The 14,661-nt window shown below is 68.1% G+C and carries 12 protein-coding genes; 4 read left to right on the top strand and 8 right to left on the bottom strand.

The features are described 5' to 3' along the window. Window positions 1-130: 130 nt before the first annotated feature. Window positions 131-2,233, top strand: a complete 2,103-nt coding sequence (dinG, locus tag QP457_RS20540; RefSeq protein WP_108265743.1) for an ATP-dependent DNA helicase DinG — start codon at window positions 131-133, stop codon at window positions 2,231-2,233. Window positions 2,234-2,254: 21 nt separating this feature from the next. Here dinG and QP457_RS20535 read toward each other — a convergent pair whose 3' ends face one another. Together QP457_RS20535 and ilvD are read right to left on the bottom strand one after the other, a co-directional pair. After that, the gene (locus QP457_RS20535; protein ID WP_205404501.1) at window positions 2,255-2,854 is read right to left on the bottom strand and encodes a hypothetical protein; all 600 of its coding nucleotides are present in this window, start codon (window positions 2,852-2,854) and stop codon (window positions 2,255-2,257) included. A 100-nt stretch (window positions 2,855-2,954) separates the two neighbouring features. Further along, complete coding sequence (ilvD, locus tag QP457_RS20530) at window positions 2,955-4,793, bottom strand: dihydroxy-acid dehydratase (protein ID WP_180165054.1); 1,839 nt, start codon at window positions 4,791-4,793, stop codon at window positions 2,955-2,957. A gap of 497 nt (window positions 4,794-5,290) precedes the next feature. Between ilvD and QP457_RS20525 the strand changes: the two genes are divergently transcribed. The 3 genes from QP457_RS20525 to QP457_RS20515 are packed head-to-tail and all read left to right on the top strand — an operon-like array spanning window position 5,291 to window position 7,693. Continuing rightward, a complete protein-coding gene (locus QP457_RS20525; RefSeq protein WP_032976852.1) occupies window positions 5,291-5,860 on the top strand; it encodes a DUF1190 domain-containing protein in 570 nt (189 codons plus the stop codon). A gap of 7 nt (window positions 5,861-5,867) precedes the next feature. Then, a complete protein-coding gene (locus tag QP457_RS20520; RefSeq protein WP_205404500.1) occupies window positions 5,868-7,046 on the top strand; it encodes a glutathionylspermidine synthase family protein in 1,179 nt (392 codons plus the stop codon). Continuing rightward, window positions 7,046-7,693, top strand: coding sequence for a hypothetical protein (locus QP457_RS20515; RefSeq protein WP_205404499.1), 648 nt, complete (start codon window positions 7,046-7,048; stop codon window positions 7,691-7,693). Before QP457_RS20520 ends, QP457_RS20515 begins: the two co-directional genes overlap by 1 nt. 129 nt (window positions 7,694-7,822) lie before the next feature. Here the strand turns inward: QP457_RS20515 and QP457_RS20510 are convergent, their stop codons facing one another. From QP457_RS20510 to QP457_RS20485, 6 genes are read right to left on the bottom strand one after another with little or no spacing between them, the layout of a single operon-like run. After that, a complete protein-coding gene (locus QP457_RS20510) occupies window positions 7,823-9,121 on the bottom strand; it encodes a DUF58 domain-containing protein (RefSeq protein WP_205404498.1) in 1,299 nt (432 codons plus the stop codon). After that, window positions 9,118-10,104 (bottom strand): MoxR family ATPase, encoded by a 987-nt coding sequence (locus tag QP457_RS20505; protein ID WP_100553942.1) that lies wholly within the window; start codon window positions 10,102-10,104, stop codon window positions 9,118-9,120. The genes QP457_RS20510 and QP457_RS20505 overlap by 4 nt, the downstream gene beginning before the upstream one ends. After that, a complete protein-coding gene (locus QP457_RS20500) occupies window positions 10,101-11,285 on the bottom strand; it encodes a DUF4350 domain-containing protein (protein ID WP_205404497.1) in 1,185 nt (394 codons plus the stop codon). Before QP457_RS20500 ends, QP457_RS20505 begins: the two co-directional genes overlap by 4 nt. Continuing rightward, on the bottom strand, window positions 11,282-12,907 hold the full coding sequence (locus QP457_RS20495; RefSeq protein ID WP_205404496.1) for a DUF4129 domain-containing protein: 1,626 nt from the start codon (window positions 12,905-12,907) through the stop codon (window positions 11,282-11,284). Before QP457_RS20495 ends, QP457_RS20500 begins: the two co-directional genes overlap by 4 nt. Beyond that, entirely contained in the window at window positions 12,897-13,889 is a 993-nt protein-coding gene (locus QP457_RS20490) for a stage II sporulation protein M (RefSeq protein WP_099819820.1), read from the bottom strand. Before QP457_RS20490 ends, QP457_RS20495 begins: the two co-directional genes overlap by 11 nt. Continuing rightward, the gene (locus QP457_RS20485; RefSeq protein ID WP_205404495.1) at window positions 13,886-14,575 is read right to left on the bottom strand and encodes an RDD family protein; all 690 of its coding nucleotides are present in this window, start codon (window positions 14,573-14,575) and stop codon (window positions 13,886-13,888) included. The genes QP457_RS20490 and QP457_RS20485 overlap by 4 nt, the downstream gene beginning before the upstream one ends. Window positions 14,576-14,661 lie beyond the last annotated feature (86 nt).

The following is a 14,661-nucleotide window of genomic DNA, read 5'->3' as shown; positions in this document are numbered from 1 at the left end:
GTCGGTGGCGTTGCGGGGCGCTCATCCAGCCATGGCGCGACGCGGCTGACCCCGTTCAGCGCCCGCGCATCGGAGCCCGTGGCCGGCCATGCGACAATGACCGGCCTGACCCCGCTACGGTAGTTCTGGCGTGACCGAAACCGTCGCCGCCCCACGCAAGCTCGATGACACCTTGAAGGACGCGATCCGCAAGGCGTACACGACGCTGCAGGCCAATACCCCCGGCTTCTCCACCCGCCGCTCGCAGAGCCAGATGATCGGCGTGGTGTCGCGTGCGCTGTCCACCAGCGGTGGCGTGGGCGTGGTCGAGGCGCCGACCGGCGTTGGCAAGAGCCTGGGCTACCTGACCGCCGGCGTGCCGATTGCGCTGGCCAGCAAGAAGAAGCTGGTGATCAGCACCGGTACCGTGGCGCTGCAGTCGCAGCTGGTCGAGCGCGATATCCCGAACTTCCTCAAGGCAACCGGCCTGGAGGCGACCATCGCCCTGGCCAAGGGCCGTACCCGCTACCTGTGCACGCGCAACGCCGCCGAAGCACATGGCGAGGGCGCGCAGAACGGCATGTTCGACGACGAGCAGCCGCTGTTCGACCGCCCGCTGGCGCCGATCGAGATGGACATCGCCAAGCGCCTCACCGTGGCCTTCAGCAACGGCAGCTGGGACGGCGACATCGACAACGCACCGGAAACCATCAGCCCCGGTCTGCGCGGGCGCATCACCACGCCGGCCTCGGGCTGTGCGGGGCGGCGCTGTGCATACTCGGCGCAGTGCGCGGTGCTGCGTTCGCGCAACACCGTGCGTGACGCGCAGATCGTGGTCACCAACCACGCGCTGCTGCTGTCGGCGCTGTCCATTGGTGACAGCGACAACGGGCAGCCGATGATCGCCGCGCCGTCGGACATGCTGCTGGTGCTCGACGAAGGCCACCACGTTGGCAATGTGGCCATCGATCAGGGCGCCGCCAGCCTCGCATTGGATGAAATGGCCAAGCGCACCGGCCGCCTGCAGATCCTGATCGCCGGCGCCTACCGCGCGGTCGACAAGGACCGCCTCGGCAACCTGCTGCCGAACGAAGCCATCGACGCGGCCAGCAACGTGGCCAAGGGCCTGCGCATGTTCCGCGACCACGTGGAAGCGGTGTGGATGCCGGCGCCGGCCGATGAGGAACCAATGTGGCGCGCGGCCAACGGGCGCCTGCCCGAGGCCTGGCGCGAGCCGATCGAGGCGCTGGCCGACGATACCCGCAGCCTCTACAACTGGGCGCACGCGGCCACCGCGCAGGTCGCCAAGGGCAAGCCGGACGATCCGGCACGCGAGCGCCTGCAGCGCAACCTGGGCATGGCCCTGGAGATGATCGAGCAGCAGTACAACCTGTGGCAGGTCTGGCGCCGCGAGGACAAGGAAGGCGCGCCGCCGATGGCGCGCTGGGTGACCGCTACCCGTGATGGCGACCTGGTGCTGCATGGCTCGCCGGTGTCGGCCGCGCACGTGCTGCGCAAGCTGTTGTGGGATGAAGTGGATTCGGTGGTGCTGACCTCGGCGACGCTGACCGGCGGCGGCGATTTCCAGGCGCTGGCGATCGACAACGGCATCCCTGAAACCGCCGAGATGGTCTCGTTGTCTTCCCCGTTCGACCTGCCCAACCAGGCCGAGCTGATCGTGCCGCCGTTCCCGGTCACGCCCGATGACCGCGAAGGCCATCCGCGTGAAGTGGCGCGCTACATCGGCAAGGAACTGGACTGGACGAAGGGCTCGATGGTGCTGTTCACCTCGCGCTGGAAGATGGAGAAGGTGGCTGGCCTGATGCCGGCCGCCAAGCGCAAGCAGGTGCTGGTGCAGGGCGAGATGTCGAAGACGCGCATGATCGACGAACATCTGCGCCGGGTGGCTGCCGGCGAGGGCTCGGTGCTGTTCGGGCTGAACTCGTTCGGCGAAGGCCTGGATCTTCCCGGTGAGGCCTGCACCACGGTGGTGATCACCCAGGTACCGTTCGCGGTGCCGACCGATCCGCAGACCGCCACGCTGAGCGAGTGGGTGGAAGCACGTGGCCTCAATGCGTTCAACCTGATTGCGATTCCGCATGCGTTGCGCACGCTGACCCAGTTCGCCGGCCGCCTGATCCGCACCTCCACCGACACCGGGCGCGTGATCATCCTCGACTCGCGTCTGCTGACCCGTCGTTACGGCAAGCGCATCATCGACGCGCTGCCGCCGTTCAAGCGCACCATCGGCTGAGGTGCCGGCTGGTTCCGCGTTTCAGTATTGCGATTGCGGACATGACTCGGACGCCAGTGCGTAGGGCTGGTACATGCAGCGGATCAGGTCGTCCACCGTCTTCAGCCGCGGTGGCCATGCGACGTGCTGCAGGCCCTGTGCGTTACGCATCTCGACCATCCCTTCCTTGAGCGTGGTACCGGGTGGCAGCGGCAGGGCGGCCAAGCGCGCGCGAGCACGTCGTAGTGCCGGCAGGTCATCATCCAGAAAGGCGATGGTCGCATCCACGTAGAGGTTCCACCCCTCCGGGTCGGCGCCGGCAGGCTTGTACGTCAACCGCATCAGCGCGCTGGCGGGATCGCGTTGCCCCTCATAGGCACGCAGCTGCGCCTCGTGCCAGGCCAACTGTGGGTGGCCGCTTGCCTTGGCCTGGCGCCGGTATGCGGCGAACAGGTCAGCCAGTTCCAACTGGCAGCCGGCGCGCCGGACCAGCGCGTCCCAACCCTCGCCGGGGCCGTGGTCGAATGCTTCCGGTGACATCGCCAGCAGTTCGGCACGATTGTCGAAGCGGCATTCGTCGGCGGACGCCGACGCGGTCGCAGTGGCCAGTGCCAGCGATATCAGGCTGAGGAAACGGCGCATCAGGACGTCCATGTGTGGGGCCGCACATGATGCACCCCGCGGGCGGGTAGTGCCGCGTGCTGAAGGGGCACTGCCGGCCAGCGGCCGGCACTACCCGTCTTCAATCGCCGAGCAGGGCCGTGTTGCGCACGGCGCCCTTGTCGGCGCTGGTGGCCAGCAAGGCGTAGGCCTTCAGCGCGCTGGTGACCTTGCGTGGGCGCGGCGCGCGCGGCTTCCAGCCACGCGCATCGGCGTCGGCGCGGCGTTGTGCCAGCGTGGCGTCGTCCAGCAGCAGATCGATGCGCCGCGCCGGGATGTCGATGCGGATGCGGTCACCATCCTCCACCAGGCCGATCACACCGCCGCTGGCCGCTTCCGGCGAGACGTGGCCGATCGACAGGCCCGAGGTGCCGCCCGAGAAGCGACCATCGGTCAGCAGCGCACAGTGCTTGCCCAGCCCCTTCGACTTCAGGTAACTGGTCGGATACAGCATTTCCTGCATGCCCGGGCCACCCTTCGGGCCTTCGTAGCGGATCACCACCACGTCGCCGGGCTTCACTTCATCGGCGAGGATGCCGGCCACCGCCGCGTCCTGGCTTTCGAACACGCGCGCATTGCCTTCGAACACGTGGATCGATTCGTCCACGCCCGCAGTCTTCACCACGCAGCCGTCGACGGCGAGGTTGCCGCGCAGCACGGCCAGCCCACCTTCCTGCGAATAGGCATGCTCCAGCGCACGGATGCAGCCTTCGGCGCGGTCAACATCCAGCGACGGCCAGCGTGTGGCCTGGCTGAAGGCTTCCTGGGTGGGAATGCCGGCCGGGCCGGCCTTGAAGAACGTGTGCAGGGTGTCGTTGTCGCTGCGCATCACGTCCCAGCGATCCAGTGCTTCGCCGAGCGTGGCGCTGTGCACGGTGGGCACGGAGGTATCCAGCAGCCCGGCGCGGTCCAGCTCCCCGAGGATGCCGAACACACCACCGGCGCGATGCACATCTTCGACGTGGTACTTGGGCGAGTTCGGCGCCACCTTGCACAGTTGTGGCACGCGCCGCGACAGTGCGTCGATGTGGGACAGGTCGAAGTCGACCTCCGCTTCCTGCGCGGCAGCCAGCAGATGCAGGATGGTATTGGTGGACCCGCCCATGGCGATGTCCAGGGTCATCGCGTTGGCGAACGCGGCCTGGGTGGCGATGCCACGCGGCAGTGCGCGCGGATCCTCGCCGCCATACCAGCGGTGGCAGAGCTCGACGATCAGGCGGCCGGCACGGCGGAACAGCGCTTCGCGGTCGGCATGCGTGGCCAGGGTGGTGCCGTTGCCGGGCAGCGACAGGCCCAGGGCTTCGGTCAGGCAGTTCATCGAGTTGGCGGTGAACATTCCCGAGCACGAGCCACAGGTGGGGCAGGCGCTGCGCTCGTACTCGGCAACCTTCTCATCCGAGGCGCTGTCATCGGCGGCGACGACCATGGCATCAACCAGGTCCAGCTTGTGCTCGGACAGCTTGGTCTTGCCGGCTTCCATCGGTCCGCCGGACACGAACACCACCGGAATATCCAGGCGCAGTGCGGCCATCAGCATGCCGGGGGTGATCTTGTCGCAGTTGCTGATGCACACCAGCGCGTCGGCGCAGTGGGCGTTGACCATGTACTCCACCGAGTCGGCGATGATCTCGCGGCTGGGCAGCGAGTACAGCATGCCGTCGTGGCCCATGGCGATGCCGTCGTCCACGGCGATCGTATTGAATTCCTTGGCGACGCCGCCGACCTGTTCGATCTCGCGCGCGACCAGCTGGCCAAGGTCCTTCAGGTGCACGTGGCCGGGCACGAACTGGGTGAAGGAGTTGGCGATGGCGATGATCGGCTTGTGGAAGTCGCCATCCTTCATGCCGGTGGCACGCCACAGGGCGCGGGCGCCGGCCATGTTGCGGCCAGCGGTGGAGGTGCGGGAGCGGTATTCAGGCATGGCTGGCGGAACGGGCGGGCCGTACGACGTGGGGGTCGGTTGATCATGGCCAATTTTTTCGGTTGCTGCTGCAACCACCGGAGGTGGTCCGGCAGGGCTGCGCCCTGCACCTGCCGAATCAACGGCAACGGCAACAGCGTGCATTCCATGGGATGGCGGGGTGGGTCCGGTGGCGGGGGACGCCGTAAACCCGTCCTTGGGGGCTTGGCCGCGGCATCCATGCCGCGGACACCCCCGCCACCGGACCCACCCCGCCTTCGACAGTTGTCCGCGATCTGACAGGGTCGGATCCCGTTGCTGCGCAGCGGGCTCTGACCCGATTCTTGCTGTTGGTGGGTGTCGACCTGGGTCGACACGTGGATCCACGCCATGCGTGGAGGGAACTCGGGAGGAACGACGAAAATGAAAGATCGTTCATCTTTCCCACTTTGCCGATTCCGGTTGTTGGCCGGGATTTGGCATGATGGGGCATTGTTCCGACTTGAAGGCATGAGGCCATGAAACGTTCCCGCACCACCGCGCTGCTGCTGATGAGCGCTGCGCCGCTGCTGTTCACTGCCTGCCAGAAGGAAGAGCAGGTGCAGGTGCAGGAAGGCCTGTATACCTCGGTGGAGGCCTGCACCACGGCTACCGCTGATCCTTCGGCCTGCCGCAATGCATTTGCCGAGGCGCAGAAGAAGTCCGCCGATGCAGCGCCGAAGTACGCGACCAAGGAAGCCTGCGAACAGGACTACAAGCCTGAGCAGTGCGTGCAGCAGCACACCTCGGCCGGTACGTCGTTCATCGGCCCGATGATGATGGGCTTCTTCATGTCGCAGATGCTGAGCAACCGCGGTGGCCTGGCCCCGCAGGCACCTGCTTCGGCGCCGGCCTACCAGGACAAGAGTGCCGGTTGGGCGCGTCCTGCCCCGGGTGGCAGCGGCGGCCTGAACACTGCCAGCGGCATCGGCGCGGGCAAGGCCGGGCTGGCCCCGGTCAGCAGCGAACCGAACCGTGCGGTGACCGCCAGCCGCAGCGGCTTCGGCAGCACCAGTGCGCGCCGTAGCGGCAGCAGCGTCGGCGGCTGATCAATCCATGCAACGTATCCGTATTGCCGAGCGCGCCCAGTGGCGGGCGCGCGCGGAGGAAGCCGGTTTCCGCTTCCACACCATCGAAGGCCAGCCGTACTGGGATGAAAGCGCGTATTACGCCTTCACCCTGCGCCAGATCGAACAGGACATCGAAGACCCCAGCGCCGAACTGCACCAGATGGCGATGGACCTGGTCGGCGATGTCATCGGCAGCGAGCGCCTGATGGACCAGCTGGCGATCCCCGCGCACTACCGCGACTGGATCGCCGACAGCTGGCGCCAGCGCCAGCTGCACCTGTACGGGCGCCTGGACCTGGCCTACGACGGCACCGGCCCGGCCAAGCTGTACGAGCTGAACTACGACACGCCGACCTCGCTGTTCGAAGCCAGCTTCTTCCAGTGGCAATGGCTGGAGGACCAGCGCAATGCCGGCCGCCTGCCGCAGCATGCCGACCAGTTCAATGCGATCCATGAAGCCCTGGTCGAACGCTTCGGCGAACTGGCCACGCAGCTGCCGCCGCCGCTGTACTTCAGTGCGGTGGGCAGCTCGGACGAAGACCGCGGTACGGTCGATTACCTGCGCGACTGCGCTTCGCAGACGGGCCTGCATGGGCAGGCCATCGCCATCGAGGACATCGGCCTTTCCGAAGACGGGCGCTTCACCGCGCTGGACGATACGGTGATCGGCACGCTGTTCAAGCTGTACCCGCTGGAAGACCTGATGGCCGAGGAATTCGGCCGTGCGTTGCCGGGCTCGGGCGTGCAGCTGCTGGAACCGGCATGGAAGGCGGTGCTCAGCAACAAGGGCATCCTGCCGCTGCTGTGGCAGCGCAACGTTGGCCATCCGAACCTGCTGGAAGCGCATTTCGATGACGGCAGCGCGCTGGCCTCGGGCTGGGTGCGCAAGCCGTTGTTCTCGCGCGAAGGCGCCAACATCGAGATGCACCTGGCCGACGGCAGCACGCAGCGCAGCGATGGCCCCTACGACGGCCCGGCGATCCTCCAGCGTGCGCACCCGCTCACCCGCTTCGAAGGCGGTTACCCGCTGATCGGCAGCTGGGTGATCGGCGACCACGCCTGCGGCATCGGCATCCGCGAGGACGACAGCGCGATCACCCGCGACAGTGCGCGCTTCGTGCCGCACGCGATCATCGACGAAGCGCCGACGCGGATCTACGTCTGATGGTGGTGCAACGCCCGCCCGGTCGGCGCGGGCGTCCTGCTCCCGTGCCGGGCCGTCATTTCGACGATGGTCGCGGCCTGAATGCGTTCGCCGACCGCATCGCGGTGCGCTGCCACCGCTGCGATACGCCGGGCTGGGTGCTGGCGAGCTGGCAGCCCTACCGTTGGACGGTGCGTTTCCGCTGCACCGGCTGCAGCGTTGCGCTGGACAGTGGCGACTGGGTGGGCGCGGTGTGCATGCAGGGGCGTCGGCCGTGCGGGTACTGCGGGCACCAATGGCTGTACGTGCATCGCCGGATCGCGTCGGGTGTTCGTTTGCCGGCCACCTTTCCCGCGCGATGTGGGCAATGTGGGCGCAGCAGCGATGTCGACGTGTCGGCCACCCCGCTGCGCGATGCCGAGCCGGCTGATCCGCACTTCGGCCTTCCGCTGCATCTGGTCGAGCCGACCCGCGCAGGTCTGCTTTGGGCCTACAACGCCGAGCATCTGCAGGCGCTTCATCAGTACGCCGTCGCGACACTGCGTGAAACCAAAGGGCATCATCGCTCGATGTTCTCGCGGCTGCCGCAGTGGATGAAATTGGCGCGGCATCGCGTGCTGCTGCAGCGCGCGGTGGAGCGGTTGCAGAAGCGCTTGCTGCAGGGGTAGTGCCGGCCTTGGTCGGCGCCGTTGATTGTGCGCCAACCAAGGTTGGCAGCTACCAGAGCAACGGGCCGGTAGCGCCGGGCCATGCCCGGTACCCACGGTGATCCGCCCGCCAGCGGCCGGCATTACCGGTTACAGCAACCCTTCGCGTTTCACCGCCAGGTAGCGTTCCACCAGCGCTGCGGGCAGCGCATCGGCGGTCACGTCCAGCACCATCACCCGTTCGGCGCGCAGCGCGTCGTGCGCCTGCGCGCGCTGCTGCAGGTACAGCGCGGCGGCACCGGCCTGCGCGGCATCCTCGACCGTATGCACCTCGCCCTCCAGCGCGGCATCCAGCTCGCGCTCGCGCAGGCTGGCCACGCACACCAGGTGGCGGCGCTGCAGCAGGCGCACGGCCGCAAGCAGGTCTTCGATGTCTTCATCGCGCACGTTGCTGACCAGCATCACCAGCGCACGCCGACGCTGGCGCAGTGATACTTCGGTGGCAGCGGCCAGGTAATCGGTAGCCACCGCCTGCGGCTGCAGGTCGTAGCTGGCACGCAACAGGTGCTGCACCGTGCCCATGCCGCGCTGCGGCGCCACCCAGCGGCGCTCGCCGCCCACCGCGAACAGGCCGGCGGCATCGCCCTGGCGCAGCGCGAGGTAAGCCACCACCAGCGAGGCGTTCAAGGCATGGTCGAAATGCGAGAGCCCGCCTTCGCTGGCCAGCATGCGCCGGCCGCTGTCGAGCATCAGCAGCAGCTGCTGGTTCTTCTCGTCCTGGTACTCGCGCGAGATCAGCTTGCGCGCGCGTGCGGTGGCCTTCCAGTCGAGCTGGCGCAGGCTGTCGCCGATGCGGTACTCGCGCATCTGGTGGAAGTCGGTGCCCTCGCCACGCCGCCGTTTCACATGGGCGCCGACCAGGCGTGAGGCCTGGTCGGCACTGAACAGCGCGAAGCGGGTGAGCGGCACGAAGTTGGGATAGACCCGTACCTCCAGCGCCGGTGGCAGCGTGCGTTGCTGCCACCACAGCCGCCACGGCGAGCGGATGCGCAGCTGCACGCCTTCAAAGGCAAAGCGCCCGCGCTGCTGCGGCTGCACGTGGTAATGCAGGGAGCTGACATGGCCGGCCCGCAACGGCACGCGCTGTGGCAGCGACTCCAGTGGCCAACCGCCCGGCACCAGATCGAACACGTGCACGTGCATGTTCTGTTCGCTGTGCAGGCGCAGGCCGATCTCGCGACGCACGCCCAGTGCCAGCGCCTCGGGCACGTCGCGTTCGACGCTGGGCGACGGCCGTCGCCGTTGTCGCCACAGATCAACCAGTGCCAGCACCGCAATCAATGCGCCGGCCAGCGCCCAGCTCCAGCGCGGCAGCAGCCCGCCCAGCACCATGCCGCCCAGCACGGCCCAGGCCAGCAGCAACGCCAGCAGCAGCGGCGCAGGCCTCATCGGCGCGGCGCTTCGACCTTGGCCAGCAGCGCACCCAGGACATCGTCGGCATCCTGGCCTTCGATCTGCAGCTCCGGTGCCAGTGCAATGCGGTGGCGCAGGGCAGGGCGGGCGATGTCGCGGACATCATCGGGGGTGACGAAATCACGCGCGGCCAGCACCGCCTGCGCGCGCGAGGCACGTACCAGGGCGATGCTGCCGCGCGGTCCGGCACCAACGGCGATGCCGGGCCACTGCCGGGTGGCGGCCACGATGCGCACCGCGTAGTCGATCACTTCGTCATCGACGGTGATCGCCGCGGTCGCCTGCTGCAACGCCAACAGTTCACCGGCACCGAGTACGCGCGGCACCTGGCTCAGGTCGAAATCGCTGGCGGCACGGCCGCTGGTGATCGCCGCGACCATGCGCTTCTCGTCTTCCAGCTGCGGATAGTCGATCAGTACCTTCAGCAGGAAACGATCCAGCTGCGCTTCCGGCAGCGGATAGGTGCCTTCCTGTTCCAGCGGGTTCTGCGTGGCTAGCGCCATGAACGGCGGCGCCAGGGTGAAGGCCTTGCCTTCGATGGTGACCTGGCCTTCCTGCATCACTTCCAGCAAGGCGGACTGGGTCTTGGCCGGGGCACGGTTGATCTCGTCGGCCAGCAGCAGGTTGGTGAACACCGGGCCGCGACGGATCTTGAAGCTCTCGCTCTTCGGGTCATACACCGCATGCCCGCTGACGTCGCTGGGCATCAGGTCGGGGGTGAACTGCACGCGGCCATAGTCCAGCTCCAGCGCCTGCGCCAGCGCGCGCACCAGCAGGGTCTTGCCGAGGCCGGGCACGCCTTCGATCAGCACGTGGCCACCGGCCAGCAGGGCGACCAGGATCTGGTCGAGCACATCGGCCTGGCCGATGAAGGCATGGCCGACGGCCTGACGGATGGCGTCGACGCGTTCGATCAGGCGGGCGGTGGCGGCCGCCGGAAGTTCAGGGGCATCGGTCATAGCAGGGATCTCATCTGGAGCAGCAAGCGGATGCGCTCGCGCAGGGCGGAGGAATCATGCGGCGAAGGCGGCGTGAGTGCGCTGGTGACACGACTGACCGGCCATTGCAGCACCGCAGCGATGGCCTGGTCACGCGCGGCACCGTCGAGTGCGGCAGCCACGGGTGCACGCAGGCGCAGGCGATGCAGGAACAGCGCCTGCACGGCCTGGTAAAGGCGCGCGCCATGCCCGAAGCGCAGCAGCAGTTCGCCACTGGCGCGGACGTGTTCCAGCAGCGAACGGCGCTCGATCACCGGTGCGGGCAGGGCACTGCCGAAGCGTTGCGCGCGTGACCACAGCCAGCCGAGGATCGCCAGCAGCAGCGGCACCCACAGCGGCCAGCCCTGGTAGAAGATGCGCGCGCCCAGCGAGGGCGGGCGGCTGCCGTACACCAGCCACACCGTGCCGCGGCCATAGTTGGGATCGAGCAGGTAGCGTGTCAGGTCGCGGTGCGAGAGGTCATGCAGGCCATCGCGGGCAACAGCATCTACAGGGCGGCGGCGCGTGGACGCGTTCGGTCCTTCACCACGCATGACATCCATGTCCGCCAGCACGTCGATGCGGCCCTTGCCGTGCGGCAGGCGCGCGAACACCAGTCCGTCGTTGCCGCCCCAGCGGCGCTCGGCCGTGGCGTTGGCCTGGAAGCCCAGGCTGAAGCGCCGGCCGCCGCAGAACTCGACGTGGCTCGGATCATCGACCACGTGGAAGGGCTGGCAGTCGCTGCCATGGAACAGGCTGTCCACGCCGATCCTGTCCAGCAAAGGGCCCTGCGTGCTGCTGGCATCGTCCTCGGCCGGAGGCTGCGTACGCAGCAGCAGATGGCCACCGGTATCCACCCAGTCCAGCAGGGCCTGCGCAGTGCGCGGCGGCATGTCGGCGGTGTCCTGCAGCAGCACCAGCGTATCGGTGGCGGCCAGGGGCATCTGTGCCAGATCCAGCCGCTGCCGGGACTGCACCTCGATGCCGTCGGCGCGCAGGGCCTGGCCCAGCACATACAGCGGGTTGTAGCTGGCTTCGCCCTGTGGCGGCAGCACGACGGTCTCGGTCACCTTTTCGTGCGTGCGCAGGAACAGGATCGTCAGCGGTACCCCGAACAGGACCAGCGCGCCCAGCAGCAATGACCAGAACAGGCGCGGATTCATGCCTGCCACCCGTACTGCTGGCGCAGCGTGCTGGCCAACGCGTCGAAATCGCTGCGGCTGGGCAGGCGCCCACCGTAGGCGGCGTACTGCCACATGCGCACGATGCGCGCGAACAGTTCACGGTCGGTGCTGTCGGTCATGCGCCGCGAGGCACGCAGGCACTGCGCTTCGGTCGCACCGGGCGGCAACGCGATACCCGTGCGCTCCACCAGCGTGCGTACGCTGGCGCGATACAGCAGGGCCAGCGCCTGCCGCGGGCGTCCCTGGTCCCACAGCACGCCGGCCTGGGTCGCTACATCCGGTGGCAGCACCACCGGCATTACCACCTGTTCTTCGGTGATCTGCGCTGCCTGCTTTTCTTTGCGGCGGCCGGAACCGCGCAACCACGGCAGCCACAGCCGCGCGGTCAACAGCAGCACCAGCAGCAGGACACCCAGCAGCCCCCACAGGCCCCATTCTGCGATCCGTGCCAGCCACAGCTGGCCGCTCCTGCGCGCCTTGCGGTCTGCGTCGCTGCTGCTGTCCTTCTGCAGATCCTTCTTGTCTTTGTTCTTTTCGGCCGCGTCTTCGATCGGCTTCCAGCGGCTGACCTGCCGCGTCGGCCGCTGCAGCGGATCTTCATAGGCACGGTTCACGGCCTGGCGGAAGCCAGCGGTATCGACCGGCTTGTCGCCGAAGATCAGCGCCGGTGTATTGGCCGGATCGTTTTCCGCAGTGGCCACTTCATCGGCTTCTTCTGCGTCTTCGTCTTCATCGGCGTTGGCCGCAGCGGTCTGCGCGGCGTCCGGCGTGTCGGCGTCCTGCGCGTGCACGGGCGCCAACGGCAGCGCCAGGCACAGCAGCAGCACCAACGAAGAGGCGATGGGCAGCAAGCGTTCGCGCAGGCGGCGCAGGGCGATTTCCACGTCCCAGGCTTCCATCTGCGTGCGCCGGTTCAAGTACAGGCCGAAGCCGGCGCCCACGTAGAACGGGCCGATCAGCGCCGCTGCCAGCCAGCACAGCAGGTTGAGGCCAAGCTTGGCCCACGCAGGCGCTTCCACGCTGACCATCGCCCACGCCGCGCGCCAGGATTCGGGCAGCAGTTCCAGGGGAATGAAGATGAAGATGGTTGCGATCGCGCCCACCACCAGCACCAGCTCGAAGGCCAGGCAGATCATCGCCAGCACCAGTGCAGGGCCCGCGGCGCCGGCAGCGACCGCTCGCCGGCGAGCACCGCGCTGTGCGGGCGCATTGCCCTCCAGCAGATTGACCGGCAGGCACAGGCTGCGCAGACCGCTGAAACGGCGCCAGCCCAGGTAGCCCCAGAAGCCACTGCCACCCCACTGCCGCTGCGCGCGCAGTGCAGCGCGCGGACCAACCCGCTCGCCGAAGATGCCGCGCGAAAGTACGTACAGCGGCGCGCGCTCGAACAAGGGCTTGCACCACCACATCGCCAGCCAGGCCCAGCCGAAGCCATCCAGCCACCAGGCCAGCGCATTGAACAGCACGAACAACGGCGCACTGGCCAGCAGCCAGCTGCCCCACACGCCGCGTGCATGGCGGCGGGCCAGCGCGGTGCCCAGCTCCATTGCTTCCCAGCTGCTGCGCGCGCGCAGCACCACGTCCAGGTGGTCAATCCGCATGGCTGCCTCCGCGTCCACCGCGCCACAGCCACAGCAGCACGCCGGCCCACAGCACACCGGCCACGCTGAACTTCACTGCAGCCGGGATTTCGGCGATGGACGACCAGAACGCTTCCACGAACGCTGCCAGCAGCAGCATGAAGGCCACGCCCAGGCACAGCCGCGCGCCGATGCGTCCCCCTTCGACCAGCGCATCCAGGCGGCGGCGCCGCCCGGGCGCCAGCAGTTTCATGCCCAGCTGCAGTCCGGCACCGCCAGCGATCACGATGGCGGTCAGTTCGAACGCGCCGTGGCCAACCACGAAGCGCCAGAACGGGCCACCGTGGCCGATGTGCTGCAGATGGCCCGCCACCGCGCCGATGGTGATGCCGTTGAACACCAGCACCAGCAGCGTGCCCAACCCCGCCAGCAGGCCGCTGGCGAAGGTGCGCAGAGCGATGCTGATGTTGTTCATGATGTAGTAGCCGAACATCATCCAGTCGGTGCCGCTGTCGCGGCCCAGGCGCTCGGCGGATGGATCGTACATGCGTTCCATCTCGGCGATCTGGCCGTTGTCCATCAGCAGGTGGATGCTGTCCGGGTATACCTGCACCAGCACGAAGCAGGCCAGCGCCGGCACGGCAAACATCGCCAGCGCGGCCCACATGCTGCGCGCCTGGCTGCGTACCAGCAGCGGGAAATCAGCGACCAGGAATTCCAATGCGCGCCGCCAGCGGGTGGGTGGCGTGCGGTACAGCACGCCATGGCCGTGCTGCATCAGCTGCTGCAGGCGCTGCACCAGCTGCGGGCTGTAGCCGCGTTCACGGGCCAGCGCCAGCTGCTGGCACAGCCGTCGGTAACGCTGCGGGAAACTGACATCGCCAGCCTCCTCTGCGCCCGGCCTGCGCCGACGCCGACGCGAGGCGCCTGCGCGATGCTGCAGCCACTGCTCCAGGTCATGCCATTCCTGTTGATGGCGGGCGACGAACTGTTCCTGCTTCATCGTCGTCCCAGCAACCAGTTGGCCATCGCATACAGGCGCAGCACGCCGACCTGGCCGGACGCACTGGTCAACGGCTCGGCGATGCTGGCGAGTTCCTGCTGGCGCGCGGGAGACAGGCGTGGCGCGCGTTCGGCGAAGGCCATCACTGCCGCTTGTTCTTCCGGCCGTAGCGGTTGCGGCGGCGCCAACACGCTGTCGATGGTGGCCAGCGGCGGCAGGTAATGCGGTGGCGAATGCACCACCATCGTGCCGGCAACCAGATCGCCCAGGCGGCGGCCATGCGGATCGAACAGGCTGCTGATCAGGCCCAGCGCGTAGCCAAAGGGCAGCATGTCCACGGTGCGCAGCAGGTTGCGGGTGATCGATGCCATCCAGCCCACCGGTGCGCCATCCTGTGCCAGCACCCGCAGGCCAAGAACACGTTTGCCGAGGGTGCGCCCCCACAGCGCTTCGCAGACGATGGGGTAGGCCCACATCAGCAGGAACATCAGCGCCATGTACAGGCCGCGGCCGAACTCATCCAGCAGGGCCAGTGGAATGGACAGCGCGGTCAGCGCGCCGAAGCGGACTGCCAGGTCGACCAGCCAGGCCAGGGCGCGCGGCATCGGTCCGGCCGCAGGCAACTGCAGCGGCACGCCTTCCGGCGTTACCACCTCGCGGTAGGTATCGAGCATCGGCGCGGCCATCAGCGCGATGGCCGCCGAAGTGGGCGCTGGAGTCCTCTCCGGCGTGCAGCCACGGGCATGGGGGTCTCGACGGTTCCTGGTCGGGC

This window comes from Stenotrophomonas sp. As-7, assembly GCF_030291015.1.
Classification (GTDB): domain Bacteria; phylum Pseudomonadota; class Gammaproteobacteria; order Xanthomonadales; family Xanthomonadaceae; genus Stenotrophomonas; species Stenotrophomonas lactitubi.
The sequence above is the reverse complement of the archived record's forward strand: the minus strand, read 5'-3'. Positions and strand labels throughout refer to the sequence as shown.